Genomic DNA, 19,777 nt, shown 5'->3' with positions numbered 1-19,777 from the left:
AAAAAGTTAAGGGTTGATGTGGAAGCGATAATATTAGCCGGAGGAATGGGAACACGGTTGCAAAGTGTACTTAAAGATGTCCCAAAACCGATGGCCGATATTAATGGCAAACCTTTTTTGTGGTATTTGTTGGTTTTTTTACAGAAAGGGGGAATCACAAAAGTGATTTTCTCTGTCGGTTACAAACAAGTGTTTATCAAGGAGTATTTTAAAGATTCATTTTTGGGGATGGAGATAGTCTACAGCAGTGAGGATAAACCTCTCGGCACCGGAGGCGCTATTAAAAAAGCATTGGCGTACACTACAGACAAAGCGGTTATGGTGTTAAACGGGGATACTTTTTTCAATTTTAGTATAGAGAAGCTATACGAAATACATGCTAAGTACTCTTCTAAAATTACGCTCGGGTTAAAACCTATGCAAAATTTTGACAGGTACGGCAGTGTTGAGATGACAGATTCGGTAGTGACCATGTTTGAAGAAAAAAAATTTAAACAACATGGGCTGATTAATGCGGGGGCATACTTGGTGGATCGTGATTTATTTGGTATATACGATGTTTCCGAAGAGATGTTTTCATTTGAAAAAGATTTTTTAGAAGCATATTTGAGCGATTTAAGGCCTATTGCCTATTTATGTGATGGCTACTTTGTCGATATAGGGATACCAGAAGATTATGAAAAAGCAAAAAAAGAGATAAATGATTATATCTAAGACACCGCATAGAATATCTTTTTTCGGAGGCGGAACTGATTACTCGTCGTATTATCTAAAGCATGGTGGGAAAGTGCTAGGGGTAGGGATAAATAAGTATTCCTATATCAATATTCGAAAACTTCCCCCTTTCTTTAATCATAAACATAGAATCGTGTACTCAAAACAGGAAAATGTTGCAACTTTCGATGAAATAGTGCACCCTAGCGTTAGGGAAACATTGAAATTTTTTAACGTTGATTATGGCATATCAATTCATCATGATGGCGATATTCCGGCTCGCAGCGGTATGGGGTCAAGTTCAGCATTTACCGTGGGGCTGATCAAAAGTTTGTACGCTCTTGAGGGGAAAATGATCTCAAAAGACGAATTAGCTAAAACCGCGATACACATTGAACAAAATCTGATACAAGAGCATGTCGGCTCTCAGGATCAAATGTTCGCGGCGTATGGCGGGCTAAACATGATTGAATTTTTGCAAAGCGGTGAAATTATTGTCAATCCCGTGATTCTTCCCAAAGGGAGACTTGAAGAGTTTGAAAGTTCGTTGATGCTGTTTTTTACAGGTATTTCGCGAATTGCCAGTGAGGTTGCAAAAGATCAAATTGAAAATATTGAAAATAATGAGCCCAATTTACATGCTATGAAGAATTTGGTTGATGATGCCTTGAACTTATTAACATCCGATAGAGATATAAATTTATTCGGGGAAATGCTCAATGATACGTGGAAATTAAAGCGCTCGCTTTCGGATAAAATCAGTAATCCTGAGATTGATAGCATGTATGACAAAGCAATCGCTTCGGGTGCTATCGGCGGAAAATTATTGGGTGCAGGCGGTGGCGGGTTCATGCTATTTTTTGTCCCTAAAGAGCATCAAGAGAACGTTAAAGCGGTACTTGGTGGGTATTTACATATCCCGTTCAAATTTGATTCGGGTGGGTCGGAAGTTATTGTTTATGAACCAAATTATTAAAGGGAAAGCATTTTGAAATATGAATTAGCAAGCTCAACATGGGACAATGCTGAACGAGAAGCAATTGCTCGGGTTGTGGAGAGTGATATGTTTACGATGGGAAAAAATGTAGCGGCATTCGAAGAATCGTTTGCTGCTTTTTTCGGCAAAAAGTATGCGGTAATGGTCAATTCCGGCTCTTCCGCAAATCTTATAGCCCTCGCATCGCTCTTTTTTAGAAAAGAAAATTCGTTAAAAGCAGGGGATGAGGTAATTGTCCCCTGTATCAGCTGGGCTACGACGTTTCACCCTTTGCAGCAGTATGGGCTGAAACTTCGGTTTGTGGATATTGATCTTGAGACTCTTAATTACGATATCGAAAAACTTGAAAATGCGATCACCCCAAATACGAAAATGATTGTCACCGTGAGTATTTTGGGTAACCCTTGTGATTTTGATACTATCGAGCAACTGTGTGAGAAGCACGATCTTATCCTTTTTGATGATAACTGTGAGTCCATGGGGGCAAAAATGGGGGGTAAATTTACAGGGACACGGGGTCTTGTGAATACGTTTAGTACCTTTTTCTCTCATCACATCTCCACCATGGAAGGGGGGCTGGTCTTAACCGATGACAAGGAGATTTATAATCTTTTAAAGGCGATGAGAAATCATGGCTGGACACGAGGTCAAGAGAGTGATAGCCCTATATTTGAAAAAAAAGAGGATGATTTTTTTGAAGCTTATCGATTTATTCTTCCAGGGTATAACGTTCGCCCCGGTGAGATGCATGGAGCGATAGGGCTTGAGCAGATGAAAAAACTCCCTAATCTGATAGACAAACGGCGTAAGAATGCGGAATACTTCGTGGCGCTTTTCAAAGATGACAAACGTTTTATCATTCAAAAAGAGATCGGTGAAAGTTCTTGGTTTTGTTTTACCATGATTGTTCGCCCCGAATTGGCACTGGAGCGAAAAGAGGTATTGCAAAAGCTACGTGAAGCGAATATCGAACACCGCATTATCACGGGAGGGTGTTTTTTGAAGCACGATGTTATACAGTATTATGACTATAGCGTACACAGTCGAGAAAATGCGGATATTGCTCATGATCGGGGATGGTTTGTCGGAAATCATCCGCATGATATACGTAAAGAGATCGATTATTTGTACGAAACGTTAAAGAACTTTTGATGCAATATAGATGGATAGAGAATTATAATTTGAGATTACATTGGAGAGATAAAAATGAGTTTTAATATACTTGTCACGGGCGGAGCCGGATATTTAGGATCTATGTTGGTTCCAAGCCTTCTTGCCGAGGGTCATAATGTAACGGTAATGGATACTTTTATATTTGGTCAAAACAGCCTTTTAGAATGCTGTGCACATGACAATTTTCAGATTATAAAAGGGGATGCACGAGATGAGGGGATATTAAAATCAATATTGCCAAAATTTGATATTATCATACCCTTGGCAGCACTTGTCGGAGCTCCTCTTTGCAGTAGAGATGCCATAGGAACGGTTACGACAAACAGAGATGCGATTGAGAGTTTGACACGTCTTGCCTCAAAAGAGCAAAAGATTATCTATCCTACCACCAATAGCGGATACGGCATTGGAGAACAGGGGATTTTTTGTACAGAAAAAACACCGCTGAGACCGATTTCGACGTATGGAAAAACCAAAGTTGAAGCAGAAGAAATTGTCCTCAATCGAGGCAATGCCATAACCTTCAGACTGGCAACCGTATTTGGTATGGCTCCTCGGATGAGACTAGATCTTTTAGTGAACGATTTTACCTATAGAGCACTTAATGATCGTTTCATCGTCGTATTTGAGGGGCATTTCAAACGAAACTATATCCATATCAGAGATGTGGCTCGTGCATTTATTCATGCGATCAATAATTTTGAACGGATGAAAAATGAAGCTTATAATGTCGGGCTTAGTGATGCCAATTTGTCAAAGCTTGAACTTTGTGCCAAAATCAAAGAGCATATCCCGAATTTTACGATTATGGAAGCGCCAATAGGCAAAGATCCCGATCAAAGAGATTACATAATCAGTAATGAAAAGATCGAAGCGACCGGATACAAACCGATTCACTCTTTGGATATGGGGATTAAAGAACTCATCAAGGGTTATACGATAATCACCAACAGCAAATACAGTAATGTTTAATCAAAATGATAAAATTTTCATAGCCGGGCATAAAGGTCTTTTGGGTTCGGCAATCCTCAATCAACTCAATGATGAGGGATTTTGCAATCTTATTACAGCCGATAAAAGCAGCTTAGACTTAACCGATTTTGCAGCCGTCGATACTTTTTTTGCTGAGCGTCAGCCGGATATCGTTTTTTTGGCTGCCGGAAAAGTGGGGGGGATTATCGGTAACAAAACCTATCCTGCCGATTTTTTACGAATTAATTTGGCAATTCAGCATGCCGTATTTGAAGCCGCCCATAAACACAAGGTAAGACACGTAGTTTTTTACGGCTCTTCATGTACCTACCCGAAACTTTGCCCTCAACCGATGAAAGAATCCGATTGGCTTACCGGAGCGATCGAAGAGACGAGTATGGGGTACGCTGCGGCAAAAATTGCAGGGATTATCGCAGCTAAATCCTACAATGCACAGTTTGGATACAATAAATTTATTTGTCTTATACCCAACTCGATTTACGGTCCGAATGATAATTTTGATCTCGAAAATTCTCATGTGCTATCATCCTTAATACGAAGATTTTACGAAGCAAAAATCCATGAAATTTCAGAAGTTTTATTATGGGGAAGCGGAACTCCGAAGAGAGAGTTTATTCATGCCCATGACGTGGCCTCGGCATCATTGTTCGCACTCCGACATGCAGAACATCTCGAAAATGTCCACTATAATATTGGAAGCGGCGAAGATATATCCATAAAAGAGCTGTCTGAAACCATTGCAGGTATTATCGGATACGATGGGAAATTGGTGTGGGATGGGACTAAACCGGATGGGGCACCTCGAAAGATGCTTGATTGTGATAAGTTTTTAGCTTTGGGTTGGAAACGAAATATTAATTTTGATGAAGGGCTAAAAAGTACCTGTACATGGCTAAAGGAAAATTATGACACTATCAGAACTTCTTGAAAATAAAGCCAATGAGATTAGAAAAGAGACATTGCTGATCCATAAAAGAGCTATTGAAACTAGGGTTGCTTCATCTCTTTCTCCTATTGAAGTTTTTGTAGCATTGTATTATGGCGGTGTTTTAAACTATGATCCTAAGACCCCGTTGTGGGAAGATCGAGACCGTTTTGTAATCAGCAAAGGGCATGGGTCCATCTCTATGTATCCCATTTTGGCCGATTTGGGATTTTTTGATAAATCAGAGCTTGAAAACGTATGCAAACCCGGCTCTTTTTTAGGGGGGATACCCGATCCCATAATTCCGGGTTATGAAACAATCAACGGTTCATTGGGACATGGATTGGGAGTGGCTTCGGGGATGGCAGTCGCATTGAGCGCCAAGCACTCAGATTCATCGGTGTTTGTCCTTGTCGGAGACGGAGAACTCAACGAAGGCTCGAATTGGGAAGCGATTATGTTTGCGGCACATAACCGATTGGATAATCTCATCGTTATTGTGGATGAAAACAAAGTCTCTATGCTGGATTTTACGAAAAACATTCTCGATATTTCTCCACTTGCTGCGAGATTCGAAGCATTTGGATTTGAGTGTTTCAGTGTTGAGGGTCATGATGTAACATCGGTTCAAAACATTTTACTCTCCGCAAAAGAGGCTAAGAACAAAAAACCTAAAGTGGTGCTCGCCCAAACCATTAAAGGAAAAGGGGTCCCTTTTCTAGAGAGCCATCCACTCAGTCATATTTTGTCCCTAAAGCCAGATGAGGTAGATGAGATCATAAGGGGGCTGGATGCAAGAGATTAAGCCTAGAGCTATGCGGGATGTCTTTATTGAGTCGCTTAGAGTAAAAATGGCGGAGGATGAGTTGATATTTTTTCTCTCAGCCGATTTTGGTTCCCCCGCACTAGACAAACTCAGAGAGTTATATCCTAATCGTTTTCTCAATGTAGGGATAGCCGAACAAAATCTTATCAATGTGGCGACAGGTCTTGCTTTGGAAGGGTTCAAAGTCTATGCATACGCTATCGCTCCGTTTATCACCATGCGATGCTACGAACAAATCCGCGTCAATTTAGCGGTCCTATCTCAAATTCGTCCAATGTGTGTGAATATTATCGGAGTGGGTGCCGGATTTAGCTACGATATGAGTGGTCCGACACATCATTGTTTGGAAGATCTATCCATTATGGGGACGTTGCCGAATGTCACTGTTTTCAGTCCAAGCGATTACTCAAGCGCCGAACGCTATGTGGATGAGACATTGAAGATAGGAATCCGGTATCTTCGATTTGATGCCAAACCTCTTCATAATATCGATGCCGAAGAAATCAATGTGATAAACGGGTTTAGAGTTGTAAAAGAGGGGAGCGGCAGTGTTATTTTATCGACAGGATTTATGACACACAAAGCGGTAGAATATGCCAATGCCCTCAAAACACTCGATGAAAATATCGGGGTTATTGATCTGTTTTTGCCATCGAATTTCAATTATGATGCGCTTGAAAAAGTGTTAGATAACTACGATACGTTGATATCGCTGGAAGAGGGTATCGGCAAAGCCGGAGGGTTGGACAGCAAGATCCTCCATTTTCTAAATTCTCGAAAACTTATCAAATCGTTTACGCCGCTAGCGATGCAGGGTGCCTACAGTTTTGAGATAGGCTCCAGAGACTCTTTGCATGAGCATTTTGAGATGGGGCTTCAAAATGTTATCCGTGTACTAAAGGGACACAATGGTTGATATTGTATTTATCAATCCCGGTGATCGCAAACAAATTTATCAGGATCTCGGAGCCGATATTTCAGCCATAGAACCTCCGTTCTTGACCGCATCTTTTGCCGCATATCTGCGAAACAAAGGGTTCCGTGTTGCGATTATAGACGCACAGGCTGAGAATATTACACCACTGGAAACTGCCCAAAGAGCAGGCACGTTAAACCCTTTGCTGGCTTGTGTCATTGTATATGGAAATCAACCCTCTGCAAGTTCTCAGAATATGAGTATTTCTGGCAGAATTTGTACAGAACTGAAAAATATCGGTATTGAAAACGTCGCTATTGGCGGTCTGCATCCTTCCGCTTTACCAGAGAGAACGCTACGGGAAGAAGCGGTTGATTTTGTTATAGAGGGGGAAGAACAAGAGCCTCTCTTCGCCCTTTTAGAATTTTTAAAAGGCTCACGTGAGATTACGTCGGTTCCCGGTATTTGGAGATGGGAAGAAGCAGAGATCGTTCATACTCCTCGCGCACCACTTGCCAAAAATTTGGATGACGTATTACCGATTGCGGCATGGGATTTACTTCCGATGGATAAATACCGAGCCCACAACTGGCACTGCTTTGATGATATCTGTCATCGTATGCCCTATGCTGCTATTTATACCAGTCTTGGATGCCCTTACTCGTGTACGTTTTGTTGCATTAATGCCCCCTTCGGCAAGCCGGGTATACGGTACCGAACACCTGAAGTTGTGGTGGAAGAACTAGAATTGCTTCATACTCAATACGGTGTTAAAAACATTAAATTTGTGGATGAGATGTTTGTGTTGGATGAACGCCATTACATGAAAATTATGGATTTGATTATCGAGAAAAAACTTGATTTGAATATATGGTGTTATGCCAGAGTCGATACGATCAAAGAAGAGACGCTTGCAACCATGAAAAAAGCCGGTGTAAATTGGTTGGCATTGGGTATTGAATCGGCGAATCCGAACGTAAGAGACGGCGCTTCGAAAAAAATGAGGGTAAAAGATATCGAAAGGGTTATACGACAAATACAAAATGCCGATATATGTGTTATCGGTAATTATATTTTTGGACTTCCCGATGATACAGAGGAGACACTTCAAGAAACGTTGGAAATGGCGATTGAACTCAATTGTGAATTTGCGAATTTTTATTGTGCGATGGCGTATCCCGGATCAGAACTGTATGCGATGGCGTTAGAAGAAAATTGGGCTTTACCGAAAGAGTGGAAAGATTATTCGCAACACGGCTATGCTATTCTTCCTCTCCCGACCAAGCATCTGAGTGCGAAAGAGATTATTCGGTTCAGAGACAATGCATTTCATCAATATTTTGAAAATCGGGTTTATCTCGATATGATAGAGTCAAGATTTGGGTTAAGTGTACGTGAGCATCTTGAACAGATTACAAAAAACAAATTAAAAAGACAAATATTAGAATAAATAAGGTGTGGATAGATGGATTTTAAAATAGAAGATATTTCGTATACAGTTAGCGAGTTTTGTCCCGGGCCTTGTCGATATTGTTCCATGTGGGAACTTCCGAACCGTCAAAAAGAGGAATTAACCAGTGAAGAACTTGACAGTGTATTTAGCTCACAATATTTAGATCTGAAAAAAGTTCATCTAACAGGAGGAGAGCCTCATTTATCACCTACTTATCTCAGGGTTGTAGACAGCCTCCAAAAATATCATCCGAATGTTATTATCGATTCTCCTATTACGGGATGGTTTCCGGATAAACATGAAGAGATTGCAAAATACGTTTTGCAAAAGTCTCCTCTTTACCGGCTTGATATTTCATTGGATGGCGATGAGGAGACCAATGCAAAGATTCGACTTCACAAAGATGGATTTAAAAAGTCGATAGAAACGGTTGAACGACTCAAAAAAATCCCGGGTGTACTTATCCGATTCCAATTTACTATTTATAAAGAAAATTACCATTTAATAGAGTGGATTTATAATTTTGCAAAAGAGATGGGAGTGGGGCTTTATCTGGGATATGGAAGATACAACCCTGAGCGCTACCGGAATAAAAAAGATAATGTGACCCAAGAAGAGCTTAGTGAAAATGATTTTATCTATACCGAAGCTGAGCTGGCTGAGATTGATCGACAACTTAAAGCAATAGGCTACGATAAGGGGAGATATGCGAGCAAATATTTGCTCCAAAAAGCGGTGTTTGACGGGGAACGTATAGATTTCAACTGCTATATGGGTTCCAAAAATATCGATATTGACCCTTACGGTAATTTATATCCGTGTCTCCTTTGGCTCCCGTATTTAAAAATAGGGAATATCAGAGAAGCCGGCGGTTTTGACAATGCGATTGAGCAGATGCAAGCCAAAGAGGTGTTGAATGCGATTGAGAATAAAGCATGCCAAAATGATTGCCTTTATACGTGTGCAAACAAATGTGAACTAATTGAACCAAATATTAAAGCGGTCGGAATGATGAACTATGACGGTGGTCAATATGGTTTTATGTTCAGTCAAACCGATATTATTCCTCTTCGCCCTTGGTGGTATGATGAGTATAAAGCCAAAGGGATCATTTAAGTTATGGTATGGTTTGACCTCGTTACCCCTAAATCGGTGATGTTTTTTAAAAATATTATCAAAATGCTTGAAATCAAAGGTCAAGAAGTCTTCGTGACTGCCAGAGATGGAGCCGGCTACAGCGAAATTGTGGAATTGTTAAGATTGCATGATATTGCATTTCACACTATTGGTGAATTTGGCGGTGCGATGCTGGAAGATAAATTAAAAGCGAGTATTGATCGACAATTTGCTCTGATGGAATTTATTAAGGATAAAAATGTGGAAAAGTTGGTTTGTCTGTGTTCGGTAGATGCCAACAGGGTTGCATTTGGGTTGGGGATCCCTATTTGCAACTTTTATGATATTCCATTGTCCGATTGTGGCTCAGATTTTAAAAAAGCACTCCCTCAGGCTCGCTTGACATTGCCTTTGTCCACAAAAGCGTTCCGTCCTTATATGGTTCCCTCTGAAATATTTGAACGGTTTAGTTTGGAAAAAGAGCAAATTGTTCAGTATGATTTTTTAGATCCGTTGATCTGGCTTGCTGATTTTGAACCGGATAGAAAATATTTTGAAAAGATGCTTTTAAAATATGGTTTGGATTTATCCAAACCGCTCGTCATCATTCGAGAAGAAGAGTATAAAGCCAGTTACGTAATGAAAAAATTTCCTATTTTATATGATGGTTTGAAAGTTCTGAATGAAAAATTAGATGCTAATTTTATTGCGATTCCTCGATATGAGCCGGAGCCTTTGCAGGAACTTTTGCCTTTTGTTACGGTACTGCAAGAGAAAATCATTGTGCAGCATCTTTTAGCGTATGCTGATTTATTTATTGGCGGAGGTGGTACATTAAATTCAGAAGCCTGTTATTTCGGAATCCCCACTATTTCTACCCGCTCGTTTATTAGTCATTACGACAAATTACTGATTGATGAAGGTTTAATGAAAAAAGCAGATACACTCGAGGAGTTGGTGGAACTGAGTATTGAAAATATCGGTAAAAATACCGACGCAGAGAGACTTTTTGCACAAATGAATCTAAACCTCTCCTCTCTTGTTGATGAGATTATTAAAGTTTAAAATAGGGCGTTTAGCAATTAATACGCGGACACCCCTATTTGGTGGTATTCAAATCCGAGGGTTTCGAGCCTTTTGGCTTTATATTGATTGCGTCCGTCAAACAAAATCGGCGTACGGAGCCGATGGAAAATTTCTTCGAAATCGGGACTCCGGAATTCTTTCCATTCGGTGATCAAAATGAGAGCATCGGCATCATTCAGGGCATCGTATTTACTGGAAAGATAGGTGATTTCAGGAAAGAATTTTCGAGCCTCTCCCATCGCTTCGGGATCGTAAGCACGGATTGAGGCTCCCCTGCCGATAAGATCTTTGAGGATGGTGATCGAACTTGCTTCGCGCATATCATCGGTTTGGGGTTTGAAAGCCAGTCCCCAAACAGCGAATGTTCGGCCGCTGAGGTCTTCCCCGAAGCGGCGAACGATTTTAGTACCGATGAGATGTTTTTGGGTGTTATTGACCGATTCGATTGCATTGAGTATTTGGGGAATGTATCCGTAGTGTTTGGCGGTATAGACTAGGGAACGGATATCTTTTGGAAAACAGCTTCCGCCGTATCCGCATCCCGGATAGATGAAACTGTATCCTATGCGGCTGTCGCTGCCGATACCGATACGGACTTTATTGACATCGGCACCCACAAGTTCGCAGATATTGGCGATTTCATTCATAAAGCTGATTCGAGAGGCGAGCATTGCATTTGCCGCATATTTGGTCATTTCGGCACTCCGTATGTCCATCCCGATAAAACGGTCCCGTGTTTTCATAAACGGAGCATACAGGTCGTGCATGATGTTCATGGTATACTCGTCGTCCGTACCTACTATTACGCGGTCGGGGTGCATGAAGTCGTCGATCGCTGAACCCTCTTTGAGAAATTCCGGATTGGAAACGACGTGAAATCCGAAGGATACCCCTCTGTGGTTGAGCTCGGTCTGAATAAGTGAGCGAACTTTATCGGCTGTTCCTACGGGAACAGTCGATTTATTGATCACGATCATTGAATGGTGCATAAAGCGGCCAATTTCCGTTGCAACGTCCAACACGTAACTCAGATCGGTTTGTCCGTCGGGTGCTTGAGGGGTTCCGACGGCAATAAAACAGAGTTCACTTTCAGCGAGTGCTTTGCATAGATCGGTTGTGAAATGGAGGGTCTGTTTTGAGATATTGGAGATGACCAGTGTTTCGAGCCCCGGTTCATAGATTGGGATCAATCCGGCGGAAAGTTTGTCAATTTTTGCATGGTCGATATCGACGCATATGACCGTATTGCCCATATCTGCCAGACACGTCCCTGTGACCAGCCCGATGTATCCGGTTCCGATGATGGTTATTCGCATGGTGGCTCCGTTGGTCTAATGTGATTATAGGTCATGGGTGTCCCTTTGGGATAGTCTGCGGTAAATTTTTTGCCTAGAATCTCAGGGAGATATTTCGGCGGCAACCCAAATCCCGGACGGACGGAGCGGACATTGCGTTCGGTGATTATCTCTCCGGCTTTGACATCTTCGGCGATAAAGAGGCTACGTGAAAACTCGCGTGATTTCAGACTTTTCTCAGAGAGTTCATACGTTACTTTTCCCAGAAGCTTTTCGGTATCACGCACCGCATCCGCCATCGCTTTAAATTCATGTGGTTCCAGACTAAAGGCGCTGTCCTCTCCCCCCATCCCGCGATCCAAAATAAAATGTTTCTCGATGATACGAGCGCCTAGTGCGACAGCGGCAACGGGGGCAGCGAGACTCATCGTGTGATCGCTCAACCCAACACCCACTCCGAACCGATTTTTCATATCCTCTATCGTGAGAAGATTCATCTCTTCCAGCGCGGCAGGATAGGCCGAGGTACATTTGAGGAGGGTGATCTGATTGTTCCCGACACGTCGGCAGGCATCCAATGCCTCTTCAATATCGCTTAGCGTCGCGATACCGGTGGAGATGATGATGGGCTTACCTTTTGAGGCAGTGTATTCGATGAGAGGAATATCGGTGATCTCAAAGCTGGCAATTTTATACGCCGGAACATCAAGCTTAAAGAGGAAATCGACGGCAGTTGGGTCAAATGGAGAAGAAAATGCTTCCATCCCCAAATTTTTGGCATGATCGAAAAGGATAGGATGCCACTCCCACGGCGTCATTGCTGAGCCGTAGAGATCGTAAAACTTTCGTTTGTCCCAGAGTGTCCCCTGTGAAATGGTGAACATGTCGCTGTCACAATCGAGGGTAATCGTGTCGGGGGTATAGGTTTGGAGCTTGATTGCATCGGCACCGGATTCTTTCATGGCGTCAATGGTGCGCAAAGCGGTATCGAGTGAGCCGTTGTGGTTGGCGGAGAGCTCGGCAATGATGAATACTTTCTCCTCTGTATTATGGTGACCGATTATCATTGATGCAGCTCCATTGTGATCATTTCTCTCTCATTATAGAGAGTTCGATTTGTTTCGGTAAAATCGAATTTTTCGTACAAATGTTTAGCCCGCTGATTGTCGGCAAAAACAGTGGCGCTCAGGGTTGTCAATTTGAGCGTTGAGAACGCATAATCGAGCAGTGTACGCATCAGCGACTCCCCGACACCGCGCACGTTGGGATTGGCATAAATTCCGATTTCGGCAGAATCTTCCGATATATTCGTAAAATCAATCACTCCGACATTTTCACTGCTACGTTGAACTAAAAAGTAGCGTTTGTCGGAGCATTGTTTTAGCGATTCGATAAAACACAAATGATCCTCAGACGAAATCTCATCTGTATTGAGCATCCATTGGCGAACATTCGGATGATTACGCCACGATAACACTACTGTTAGCTGTTCTATATTAAGCGTTGTAAAATCGAGTAATCGCATCAGCATTCCATTCCTCCAAAACTACATACTTCTCTTTTCGTAAATACTCAAACATATCTATTTGATTGGGAGCTGTTTTAATCGCGATAAATGGGGTTCCCATAAAAAGGACTTCATGCACCATGACGCTGGGGGTTATAATCGCTAAGCGGCTCTGATTTAGCAGTTGAGCAATGCTGTTTGAATTTACCTTTAATGAGATATTTTTTTTATCTTGAATAAATGTTTCCAGTTCGCTCAGATGGGGGTTCCCTGATGTCGTTGCGACGCAAACACTCAAATCATCACTCAATGTTGTGAGAATCCCCAGCGTCGCATTGGTCGGATCACTCCCACCCATAGCGATAAAAATATCGTAAAGTTTTTCTCTTCGTATTTGTTTTTCTGTTTTAAATTCATCACGGATCAGCGTATACTCAGCCCCGCATCGAAGTTCACAATGTTCCGGAACCAACCCTTTGTAGCGTATTGCATCTGCCGAAATATTGTGGTTTAGGAGAATATCACAGTGGTGTTTTTCGTAGGTATCATCCAAACACAAAAGACTAACACCTGTTTGCTCTTTGATTTGCTTCTCGATGGTTGCATCGATATCATAATGGTCAATGATAAGTAAATCAATAGAACAGGTGCGGATAAGATTAATCAGTTCTTCAGGATCGTTTGAAGTGAGGAAATGAACGGGATAGGGGATAGTATCCATGATAGTGCCGATCAAATTTTGGCAAGCAAACGTGATTGTCGCGTCTGGATAGTGTTGCGCGAGGACAAGATCACGCATAATATGACCTAATCCGATACTGCTTGAAGCGTCGGTACGAATCAAAAGGTTCATAGCTCTTGGAGAACTTTGTACATCAGCTCGGCACGCATCCAGTCTTCCGGTGTATCGATATCCTGCACCAAATGTCGAGGAAGGACGATTGTTGTTGCTGTATTTGAGAAGATCGGCGTACCGCTCAACCACGCTTGTGGTGTACCCCAATAGAATTGTCCGACATCATGATACGCCTCGGGTAAATCCTGAGAACGGGTCAAAAAATGCTCCGGCCAAAACATCTCAATACTTCCCTCTTCATTGCGCTTTACCCCTCGAAAAATTGGAAACCCAAATGTGGTAACGGGGAAAGCATAGCTTTTATGATGGGAGATCATCGCATCATACGCACTTTGAATATCCTCGGCACGGACAAACGGAGCGGTAGCATAGATACAGCAAGCAGCATCGATTTTGATCCCCTCTTGTTCCATCGTTTCGATGGCATGGGCGATGACGGGGATGGTGGCGGTATGATCGTCGCTCAGTTCTTTGGGGCGCATAAAGGGAGTTTCCGCGCCAAATGCCCTTGCGATATCAGCGATCTCTTCATCATTGGTGGTAACAATAATCCGATCAAACAATCCCGATTCCTGAGCCGCTTTGATACTGTAAGCGATGATCGGCAGACCTGCGAAAAGTTTGATGTTTTTGCGTGGGATCCGTTTGCTGCCGCCACGGGCTGGGATTATTGCTATACGCATTAGAAACTGCATCCTCGATAAGAATATTTTTCAATCACTTCGAGAAGTGTATCGGCAACTATTTTTGCGTCCTCCAGAGACATCTTTTGATGGCAGGGGATAGAGAGCTCGCTTTTGTAGAACAGTTCGCTAGTGGGAAGTCTGATTTCTCCAAAACGCTCTTTGTAAAAACTATTTTGATAAATCGGTTTATAGTGAACCTGTACACCAAGACCGCGTGATTGCAGTTCACTGAAAATATCCTCTTTGGCACAATGCAATGTCGGATTGAGTAAAAGGGGGTAGAGATGTCGCGCACTTTGTTCGTTCGAGTTGATTGCGATAGTAGAAAAAAGTTTATGCCCTGAAAAACGTTCATCGTAATAACTGGCAATTGCATTGCGCGTTTGGAGAAAACGATTCAGTTTATGAAGCTGAGATAGCCCCAGTGCGGCGGCAAACTCGGTGAGACGAAAATTATGCCCCAGACTCACCATATCGGAGTTCCACAGCTGTTTTTTGATGATACCGTGAGAGCGAAAGAGTTTTAGCCGTTTTGCTAACTCTTCGTCGTTCGTCACCACCGCACCCCCCTCTCCGGTCGTGATCGGCTTGATCGCATGAAAACTAAAAACACTCATGTCGGCAAACGAGCCGATTTTATGGTCGTTGATGGCACTTCCCAATGCATGGGAAGCATCTTCGATTACGAGAAGATTGTGTTTTTTAGCGATGGTTTTGATCGCTTCGATAGCGACCGGTTTTCCGGCAAAATCGACAGGGACGAGTGCACGGGTTCGTGGAGTGATGAGCGATTCGATCAAAGATTCATCGATATTTCCGTCCATTTTAATATCGCAAAAAATCGGTTTTGCTCCCAATGCGACTGCCATATTCGAGGTTGCGACAAAACTGATGGGAGTGGTGATGATCTCATCGTTTTCTTTGAGTTCCGCAACGGCATATGCCCCTAACAAAGCGGACGTGGCAGAGTTGAAGGTGACACAATACGCAGCTCCTACATATTCGGCAATCGCATGTTCAAACTCGTCAACTTTTTGCCCTTGAGTCAGATGTGTTCCTCGTAGGATTTCTACGACGGAAGCGATATCATCTTCTTCTATGAGTTGAGTTGAGTAAGGGATCACAGTTATTTTTCCTCACTCTGTGTCAGGGAAATTTTTTCGAGAAGTGTTTCTACGCTTAGCCATTCACTGTTACTTTCTGAACTATACTTAAATCCGTATTCGACAGCTTTTCCTATTTCACCGCAGTTGTTGAGGGTGTAATCGGCAGTTTCCGTAAATTGTATCGAAGGCTTGATAACGTAATGATCATGAAATTCCAGTGTGAGATGAGAGTCATCACGAGGACACATGACCTCATGCATTTTTTCACCCGGACGTATACCGATATTTTTATGGGGAAGGTGCGGTGCCATAGCTAGGGCGACATCTACCATTTTCATGGAAGGGATTTTTGGGATAAAAATTTCTCCCCCGTGCATACGCTGGAAATTTTTGAGGACAAAATCGACCCCTTCTTGGAGAGTGATCCAAAATCGGGTCATTCTCTCATCGGTAATAGGAAGCTCGCTGACACCTTCATTGATTAGTTTTTGAAAAAATGGAATAACAGATCCCCGTGAACCCATAACATTACCATAACGAACAACGGAAAATGAGATCGGTTTTCCTCCTGTTATATTGTTGGCTGCGACGAAGAGTTTATCAGATGCAAGTTTGGTAGCTCCGTAAAGATTGATAGGGCTGGCCGCTTTGTCGGTTGAAAGGGCAATTACTTTGTGAATTCCATTGGCAATGGCGGCATCAATGACGTTTTGTGCACCATTGATATTTGTCTTAATGCATTCCATGGGGTTGTATTCAGCAATAGGAACATGTTTAAGAGCAGCCGCGTGTACGACATAATCCACCCCGTTCATCGCTTTGATAAGGCGCTCTTTATCACGAACATCGCCAATAAAATAACGCATACACGGTTCATTGAAACGTTGAGCCATTTCGTATTGTTTGAGTTCGTCACGGGAATAGATGATAATTTTATTGGGTTTGTAATTTTTGAGGATGGTTTTAGTGAATTGTTTTCCAAAACTTCCGGTACCACCGGTAATGAGAATATTTTTTCCATTGAGCATTTCTTGTCCTACTGCACTAAATGCTCAAGCTAAAGCAAAATCAATACCAATGCAAATTAATTGCCATTTGTAGCCATTTCGATTTGTTGCTGGAGCGAGCTGAATTGATTGGTTAATCGACTCATAATGGCATCATATTGGATAAAGCGGGCACTCATTGCTTCATAGCGTGCGTCCAAAAGTTTTTGTGATCGGGTCTTATTTTCGTTTAATGCAGTGAGCCCATCAGAAGCTCCTGTTGTGAGTGTACTCATAATTCCTTGGGATCCGACATAGCTTTCTAAAAAGGTGTTCATTGAAGTAAATATACCATCTACGGTAGATGTTTCATTCGCTGTAGTAGTTGTCATCCCACTTAAAAATTCTTCAGCAAGTGTTTTGTCTTCATTAAACTTGGATGTGAAGGTTGTACTATTGAAACTCATAGTTCCGGTTTCGCTCAAATCAATTCCAAATTGTGACAAAGAGTAGCCATTACTGTTCACAGAAGTCATGAGTTTGTTAATCTCACGACGAATTGTATTGATAGAGCTATCTCCATTAAAAACTCCGACTGTTCCTGCATCGACATTTGAGGAAGTCATGCTGCTTAGTTCCGATGTTAAAGTGTTATAGTTTTGAACCAGTGAACTCATTTCATCGCTGATAGAGGTAACATCTTGAGAAATAGAGACGTTAGCGCTCCCCGATTCTTGTAGTAAATTGATGGTAACACCGACAATGATATCGGTGATTTCATTGCTGCTTCGGCTGATGCTAATCCCATTGTATTTAAATGAGGCATCACGAGAAGCCTGAATTTCATCTATCGGATTGTAGGTTGTGTATGCGGTTAACTTAGAATCCAACATGGCACTATTATCGGTTAGCGTAAGTGCTGTACTGGATCCTGCGGTCGTGGATTGTAAGACGAGTTTATTATTACTGTCGATGGAAGCAACACTCGAACCTACGGCAGTATTGATAGCAGTCGCTAAGCCACTCAATGTAGTCGTAGCATCATAATTAACAACATAATTATTAGTACCGATCGCAATGGTCAAATTACCGCTTCCTGATGCTATCGTATCTGTAGGTGCGCTAAATGCTTGAGATTTGATAGTTTTTAAGGTTGCATAAAGTGAACTGTTGAGACTTCCGCTGGCAGAATCGGAAATGCTAATGGTTTGATCCGCCCCAGTATCAACAGAGGTGAGAATAAGACGATAATCATTGGTACCGACTTGGAGGGTCGTTGCTTTGATCTTGCTCCCGGCATTATCATTGATAGCATTTTTGAGATCATCAAGTGTGGTAGCAGAGGTATAATCGATATCAAACGATTCCCCATCGATTGCTAAAGTCATAGTACCGCTACTGGTTGAGACTTTTGCTGTGGTGGAGGCAAAAGTTCCTGATTCTTGAACATTTTTAAGTGCTAACTGCGTGTCTGAAATAGAAAAAGATTGTACAGACACCCCTGCAGTTGCTGTAACACTAACAGAGGTAGTATTTCCACTCACGCTCCGTTTTTGGTAGAGCGCATCATCATCCAAAGCACTGACGCTGCTTTTAAACGTAGTCAATAAACTGTTTAGAAGATCAAGCGCCTCCCCTTTTTGTTTTTGAAGGGTAATTTTGTTATCAATAGGGGTAATAAGCAGTGATGTGTCATTTGCTTTGAGTTTATCAATAACATCTGATGTCAAGACACCTGATCCGATTCCCAGTGAGTTAATGGTTCCAGCCATAGCAAATCCTTTTGCTTTATTCTTAAATATATATATCGACTAAATCGGTCAAATCTTTAGTTTTGGAGATAAAGCAAAAAAAGTTCCGTTTGAGTCGGTAACACCCAAGCAACGATCTGGCGTTAGATATTACACCATCTTGCATTTACAACCAGAGTTAGCTATAATTCCACCTCTCCTCTAGACCTGTGCAAGGGTGCGTTTAGACATCGTGTCAGGGTAGGAATACAGCAGCACACCTAGACGTGTTTTGTGCCGCAGGTATCTGGGGGAGTCCCTCTATTTCCCCTTTTTATCACATATTTATCAAATTACTCTTAAAACACCGACTTAAAGAATAAATTTAATCTACAATACTCTATAATCTTTTCAGATACAGAGATAATTTTTGGAGAATTGCGATGAGAATTGAATTAATGGAACAGATTGAACATGTTCCGATGTTACCGGAAACCGTTCAAAAAGTAGAAGCGGTATTTAATGATTCGAACGCTACGGTTGCCGATATGGCAAATGCAATTAAAAATGACCCGATTATTACGGCATACATCCTTAAAACAGCCAACTCTCCCATATATGGTTTGAGTCGAACGGTAAATGATATTGCGACAGCGGTTTCATTATTGGGGAGAGAAGCGGTTCGTACTTTCACCATTGCATCAGCGGCAAACTCTTGCATGGAACTAGATCTTTCTCCATATGGCATGAGCAAAGAAACTTATTTAGCACGTTCACAACTTCAAAATGCCCTCGTCAGCCGCTGGGTGTCAAAAGTAGATCGAACATTACTAGCGCATCTTTCATTGGCATCGTTTTTATTGGAACTGGGTAAGGTCGTCATTAGTCGCTATTTGATTGAATCCAATCAAAGTGCATTGTTGAGTGGAAATCTAGAAAAAGGAATTTCGATCAAGCAAGCAGAGATTGTAGCCTGTGGCAGCAAATCTGAAGACGTTACGGCAACATTGTTTTTCCGTTGGAATTTTGATCCTGATTTGGTTCATTTGATCCGTTTTGCTAACGAGCCTGAAGATGCGTCTGATCCTGAAACCCAAGAGATGGCAAAATTCCTCAAAGTCGCCAAAGAAGCGATTACTCTCGATGGCAAAATTACCGAGGATACTCTCAAAAATGCACATGATCTTATCGAAGAGTACGGAATGAATCAAAATCTCTTTGATGAAGCGGTCGAAAAAATTCTCGCCGCCGCCTAATTCTCGCCGTTCGTGGTGAGCGTGTCGAACCATGAATGCATCTTATTCTTCCCTATAACTTCCCGCTTTGCACCCGCTTGGGCTGCTCGGCGGATTGTCTCTCAAATAGCATAAGTCTTCATACGTCTGTTTTAACACCTTGCTCTCCCGCAATAA

Annotated in this window: 19 protein-coding genes and 1 other RNA gene; 12 read left to right on the top strand and 8 right to left on the bottom strand. The window is 42.1% G+C overall.

Annotation, left to right across the window (positions count from 1 at the left end):
- The first annotated feature begins 18 nt into the window (after positions 1 to 18).
- From A3G19_RS04500 to A3G19_RS04455, 10 genes are all read left to right on the top strand, one after another.
- Positions 19 to 714 (top strand): nucleotidyltransferase family protein, encoded by a 696-nt coding sequence (locus tag A3G19_RS04500; protein ID WP_294870790.1) that lies wholly within the window; start codon positions 19 to 21, stop codon positions 712 to 714.
- A gap of 220 nt (positions 715 to 934) precedes the next feature.
- The gene (locus tag A3G19_RS04495) at positions 935 to 1,690 is read left to right on the top strand and encodes a kinase (RefSeq protein ID WP_294870789.1); all 756 of its coding nucleotides are present in this window, start codon (positions 935 to 937) and stop codon (positions 1,688 to 1,690) included.
- A 12-nt stretch (positions 1,691 to 1,702) separates the two neighbouring features.
- Complete coding sequence (locus tag A3G19_RS04490) at positions 1,703 to 2,863, top strand: DegT/DnrJ/EryC1/StrS family aminotransferase (RefSeq protein WP_294870788.1); 1,161 nt, start codon at positions 1,703 to 1,705, stop codon at positions 2,861 to 2,863.
- Positions 2,864 to 2,917: 54 nt separating this feature from the next.
- Positions 2,918 to 3,856, top strand: a complete 939-nt coding sequence (locus A3G19_RS04485; RefSeq protein ID WP_294870787.1) for an SDR family oxidoreductase — start codon at positions 2,918 to 2,920, stop codon at positions 3,854 to 3,856.
- On the top strand, positions 3,849 to 4,805 hold the full coding sequence (locus A3G19_RS04480; RefSeq protein ID WP_294870785.1) for a GDP-L-fucose synthase: 957 nt from the start codon (positions 3,849 to 3,851) through the stop codon (positions 4,803 to 4,805). The genes A3G19_RS04485 and A3G19_RS04480 overlap by 8 nt, the downstream gene beginning before the upstream one ends.
- Positions 4,783 to 5,607, top strand: coding sequence for a transketolase (locus tag A3G19_RS04475; RefSeq protein WP_294870783.1), 825 nt, complete (start codon positions 4,783 to 4,785; stop codon positions 5,605 to 5,607). The genes A3G19_RS04480 and A3G19_RS04475 overlap by 23 nt, the downstream gene beginning before the upstream one ends.
- Positions 5,594 to 6,544: a transketolase C-terminal domain-containing protein gene (locus A3G19_RS04470; protein WP_294870782.1), complete on the top strand. Its 951-nt coding sequence runs from the start codon at positions 5,594 to 5,596 to the stop codon at positions 6,542 to 6,544. The genes A3G19_RS04475 and A3G19_RS04470 overlap by 14 nt, the downstream gene beginning before the upstream one ends.
- Positions 6,537 to 7,994, top strand: a complete 1,458-nt coding sequence (locus A3G19_RS04465) for a radical SAM protein (protein WP_294870779.1) — start codon at positions 6,537 to 6,539, stop codon at positions 7,992 to 7,994. Before A3G19_RS04470 ends, A3G19_RS04465 begins: the two co-directional genes overlap by 8 nt.
- A 15-nt stretch (positions 7,995 to 8,009) precedes the next feature.
- Entirely contained in the window at positions 8,010 to 9,113 is a 1,104-nt protein-coding gene (locus A3G19_RS04460) for a radical SAM protein (RefSeq protein WP_294870777.1), read from the top strand.
- A 3-nt stretch (positions 9,114 to 9,116) separates the two neighbouring features.
- Positions 9,117 to 10,178 (top strand): DUF354 domain-containing protein, encoded by a 1,062-nt coding sequence (locus tag A3G19_RS04455; protein ID WP_294870775.1) that lies wholly within the window; start codon positions 9,117 to 9,119, stop codon positions 10,176 to 10,178.
- Between the two features lie 17 nt (positions 10,179 to 10,195).
- Here A3G19_RS04455 and A3G19_RS04450 read toward each other — a convergent pair whose 3' ends face one another.
- The 8 genes from A3G19_RS04450 to fliD are packed head-to-tail and all read right to left on the bottom strand — an operon-like array spanning position 10,196 to position 18,407.
- Positions 10,196 to 11,515 carry a UDP-glucose/GDP-mannose dehydrogenase family protein gene (locus tag A3G19_RS04450; RefSeq protein WP_294870773.1) on the bottom strand — a complete coding sequence of 440 codons (1,320 nt, stop codon included), beginning with the start codon at positions 11,513 to 11,515 and terminating at the stop codon, positions 10,196 to 10,198.
- Positions 11,506 to 12,561: a pseudaminic acid synthase gene (gene pseI, locus A3G19_RS04445; protein WP_294870771.1), complete on the bottom strand. Its 1,056-nt coding sequence runs from the start codon at positions 12,559 to 12,561 to the stop codon at positions 11,506 to 11,508. Before pseI ends, A3G19_RS04450 begins: the two co-directional genes overlap by 10 nt.
- Entirely contained in the window at positions 12,558 to 13,025 is a 468-nt protein-coding gene (gene pseH / locus A3G19_RS04440; protein ID WP_294870769.1) for a UDP-4-amino-4,6-dideoxy-N-acetyl-beta-L-altrosamine N-acetyltransferase, read from the bottom strand. The genes pseI and pseH overlap by 4 nt, the downstream gene beginning before the upstream one ends.
- Entirely contained in the window at positions 12,991 to 13,800 is an 810-nt protein-coding gene (gene pseG / locus A3G19_RS04435) for a UDP-2,4-diacetamido-2,4,6-trideoxy-beta-L-altropyranose hydrolase (protein WP_294870800.1), read from the bottom strand. Before pseG ends, pseH begins: the two co-directional genes overlap by 35 nt.
- A gap of 50 nt (positions 13,801 to 13,850) precedes the next feature.
- Positions 13,851 to 14,540 carry a pseudaminic acid cytidylyltransferase gene (pseF, locus tag A3G19_RS04430; protein ID WP_294870767.1) on the bottom strand — a complete coding sequence of 230 codons (690 nt, stop codon included), beginning with the start codon at positions 14,538 to 14,540 and terminating at the stop codon, positions 13,851 to 13,853.
- Complete coding sequence (gene pseC, locus A3G19_RS04425; RefSeq protein ID WP_294870765.1) at positions 14,540 to 15,667, bottom strand: UDP-4-amino-4,6-dideoxy-N-acetyl-beta-L-altrosamine transaminase; 1,128 nt, start codon at positions 15,665 to 15,667, stop codon at positions 14,540 to 14,542. Before pseC ends, pseF begins: the two co-directional genes overlap by 1 nt.
- 2 nt (positions 15,668 to 15,669) lie before the next feature.
- Positions 15,670 to 16,677 (bottom strand): UDP-N-acetylglucosamine 4,6-dehydratase (inverting), encoded by a 1,008-nt coding sequence (pseB, locus tag A3G19_RS04420; RefSeq protein WP_294870763.1) that lies wholly within the window; start codon positions 16,675 to 16,677, stop codon positions 15,670 to 15,672.
- Between the two features lie 56 nt (positions 16,678 to 16,733).
- On the bottom strand, positions 16,734 to 18,407 hold the full coding sequence (gene fliD, locus A3G19_RS04415) for a flagellar filament capping protein FliD (protein WP_294870761.1): 1,674 nt from the start codon (positions 18,405 to 18,407) through the stop codon (positions 16,734 to 16,736).
- Between the two features lie 177 nt (positions 18,408 to 18,584).
- On the opposite strand from fliD, the gene ffs reads away from it, so the two are divergent.
- An RNA gene (ffs, locus tag A3G19_RS04410) (signal recognition particle sRNA small type) lies at positions 18,585 to 18,682 on the top strand.
- A 126-nt stretch (positions 18,683 to 18,808) separates the two neighbouring features.
- Positions 18,809 to 19,621 carry an HDOD domain-containing protein gene (locus A3G19_RS04405; RefSeq protein ID WP_041192361.1) on the top strand — a complete coding sequence of 271 codons (813 nt, stop codon included), beginning with the start codon at positions 18,809 to 18,811 and terminating at the stop codon, positions 19,619 to 19,621.
- Positions 19,622 to 19,777 lie beyond the last annotated feature (156 nt).

Origin of the sequence: Sulfuricurvum sp. RIFCSPLOWO2_12_FULL_43_24, from assembly GCF_001829605.1 — a bacterium.
Lineage (GTDB): Bacteria > Campylobacterota > Campylobacteria > Campylobacterales > Sulfurimonadaceae > Sulfuricurvum.
Note: the sequence above shows the minus strand (reverse complement) of the source record. Positions and strands in the feature narration are given on the sequence as shown.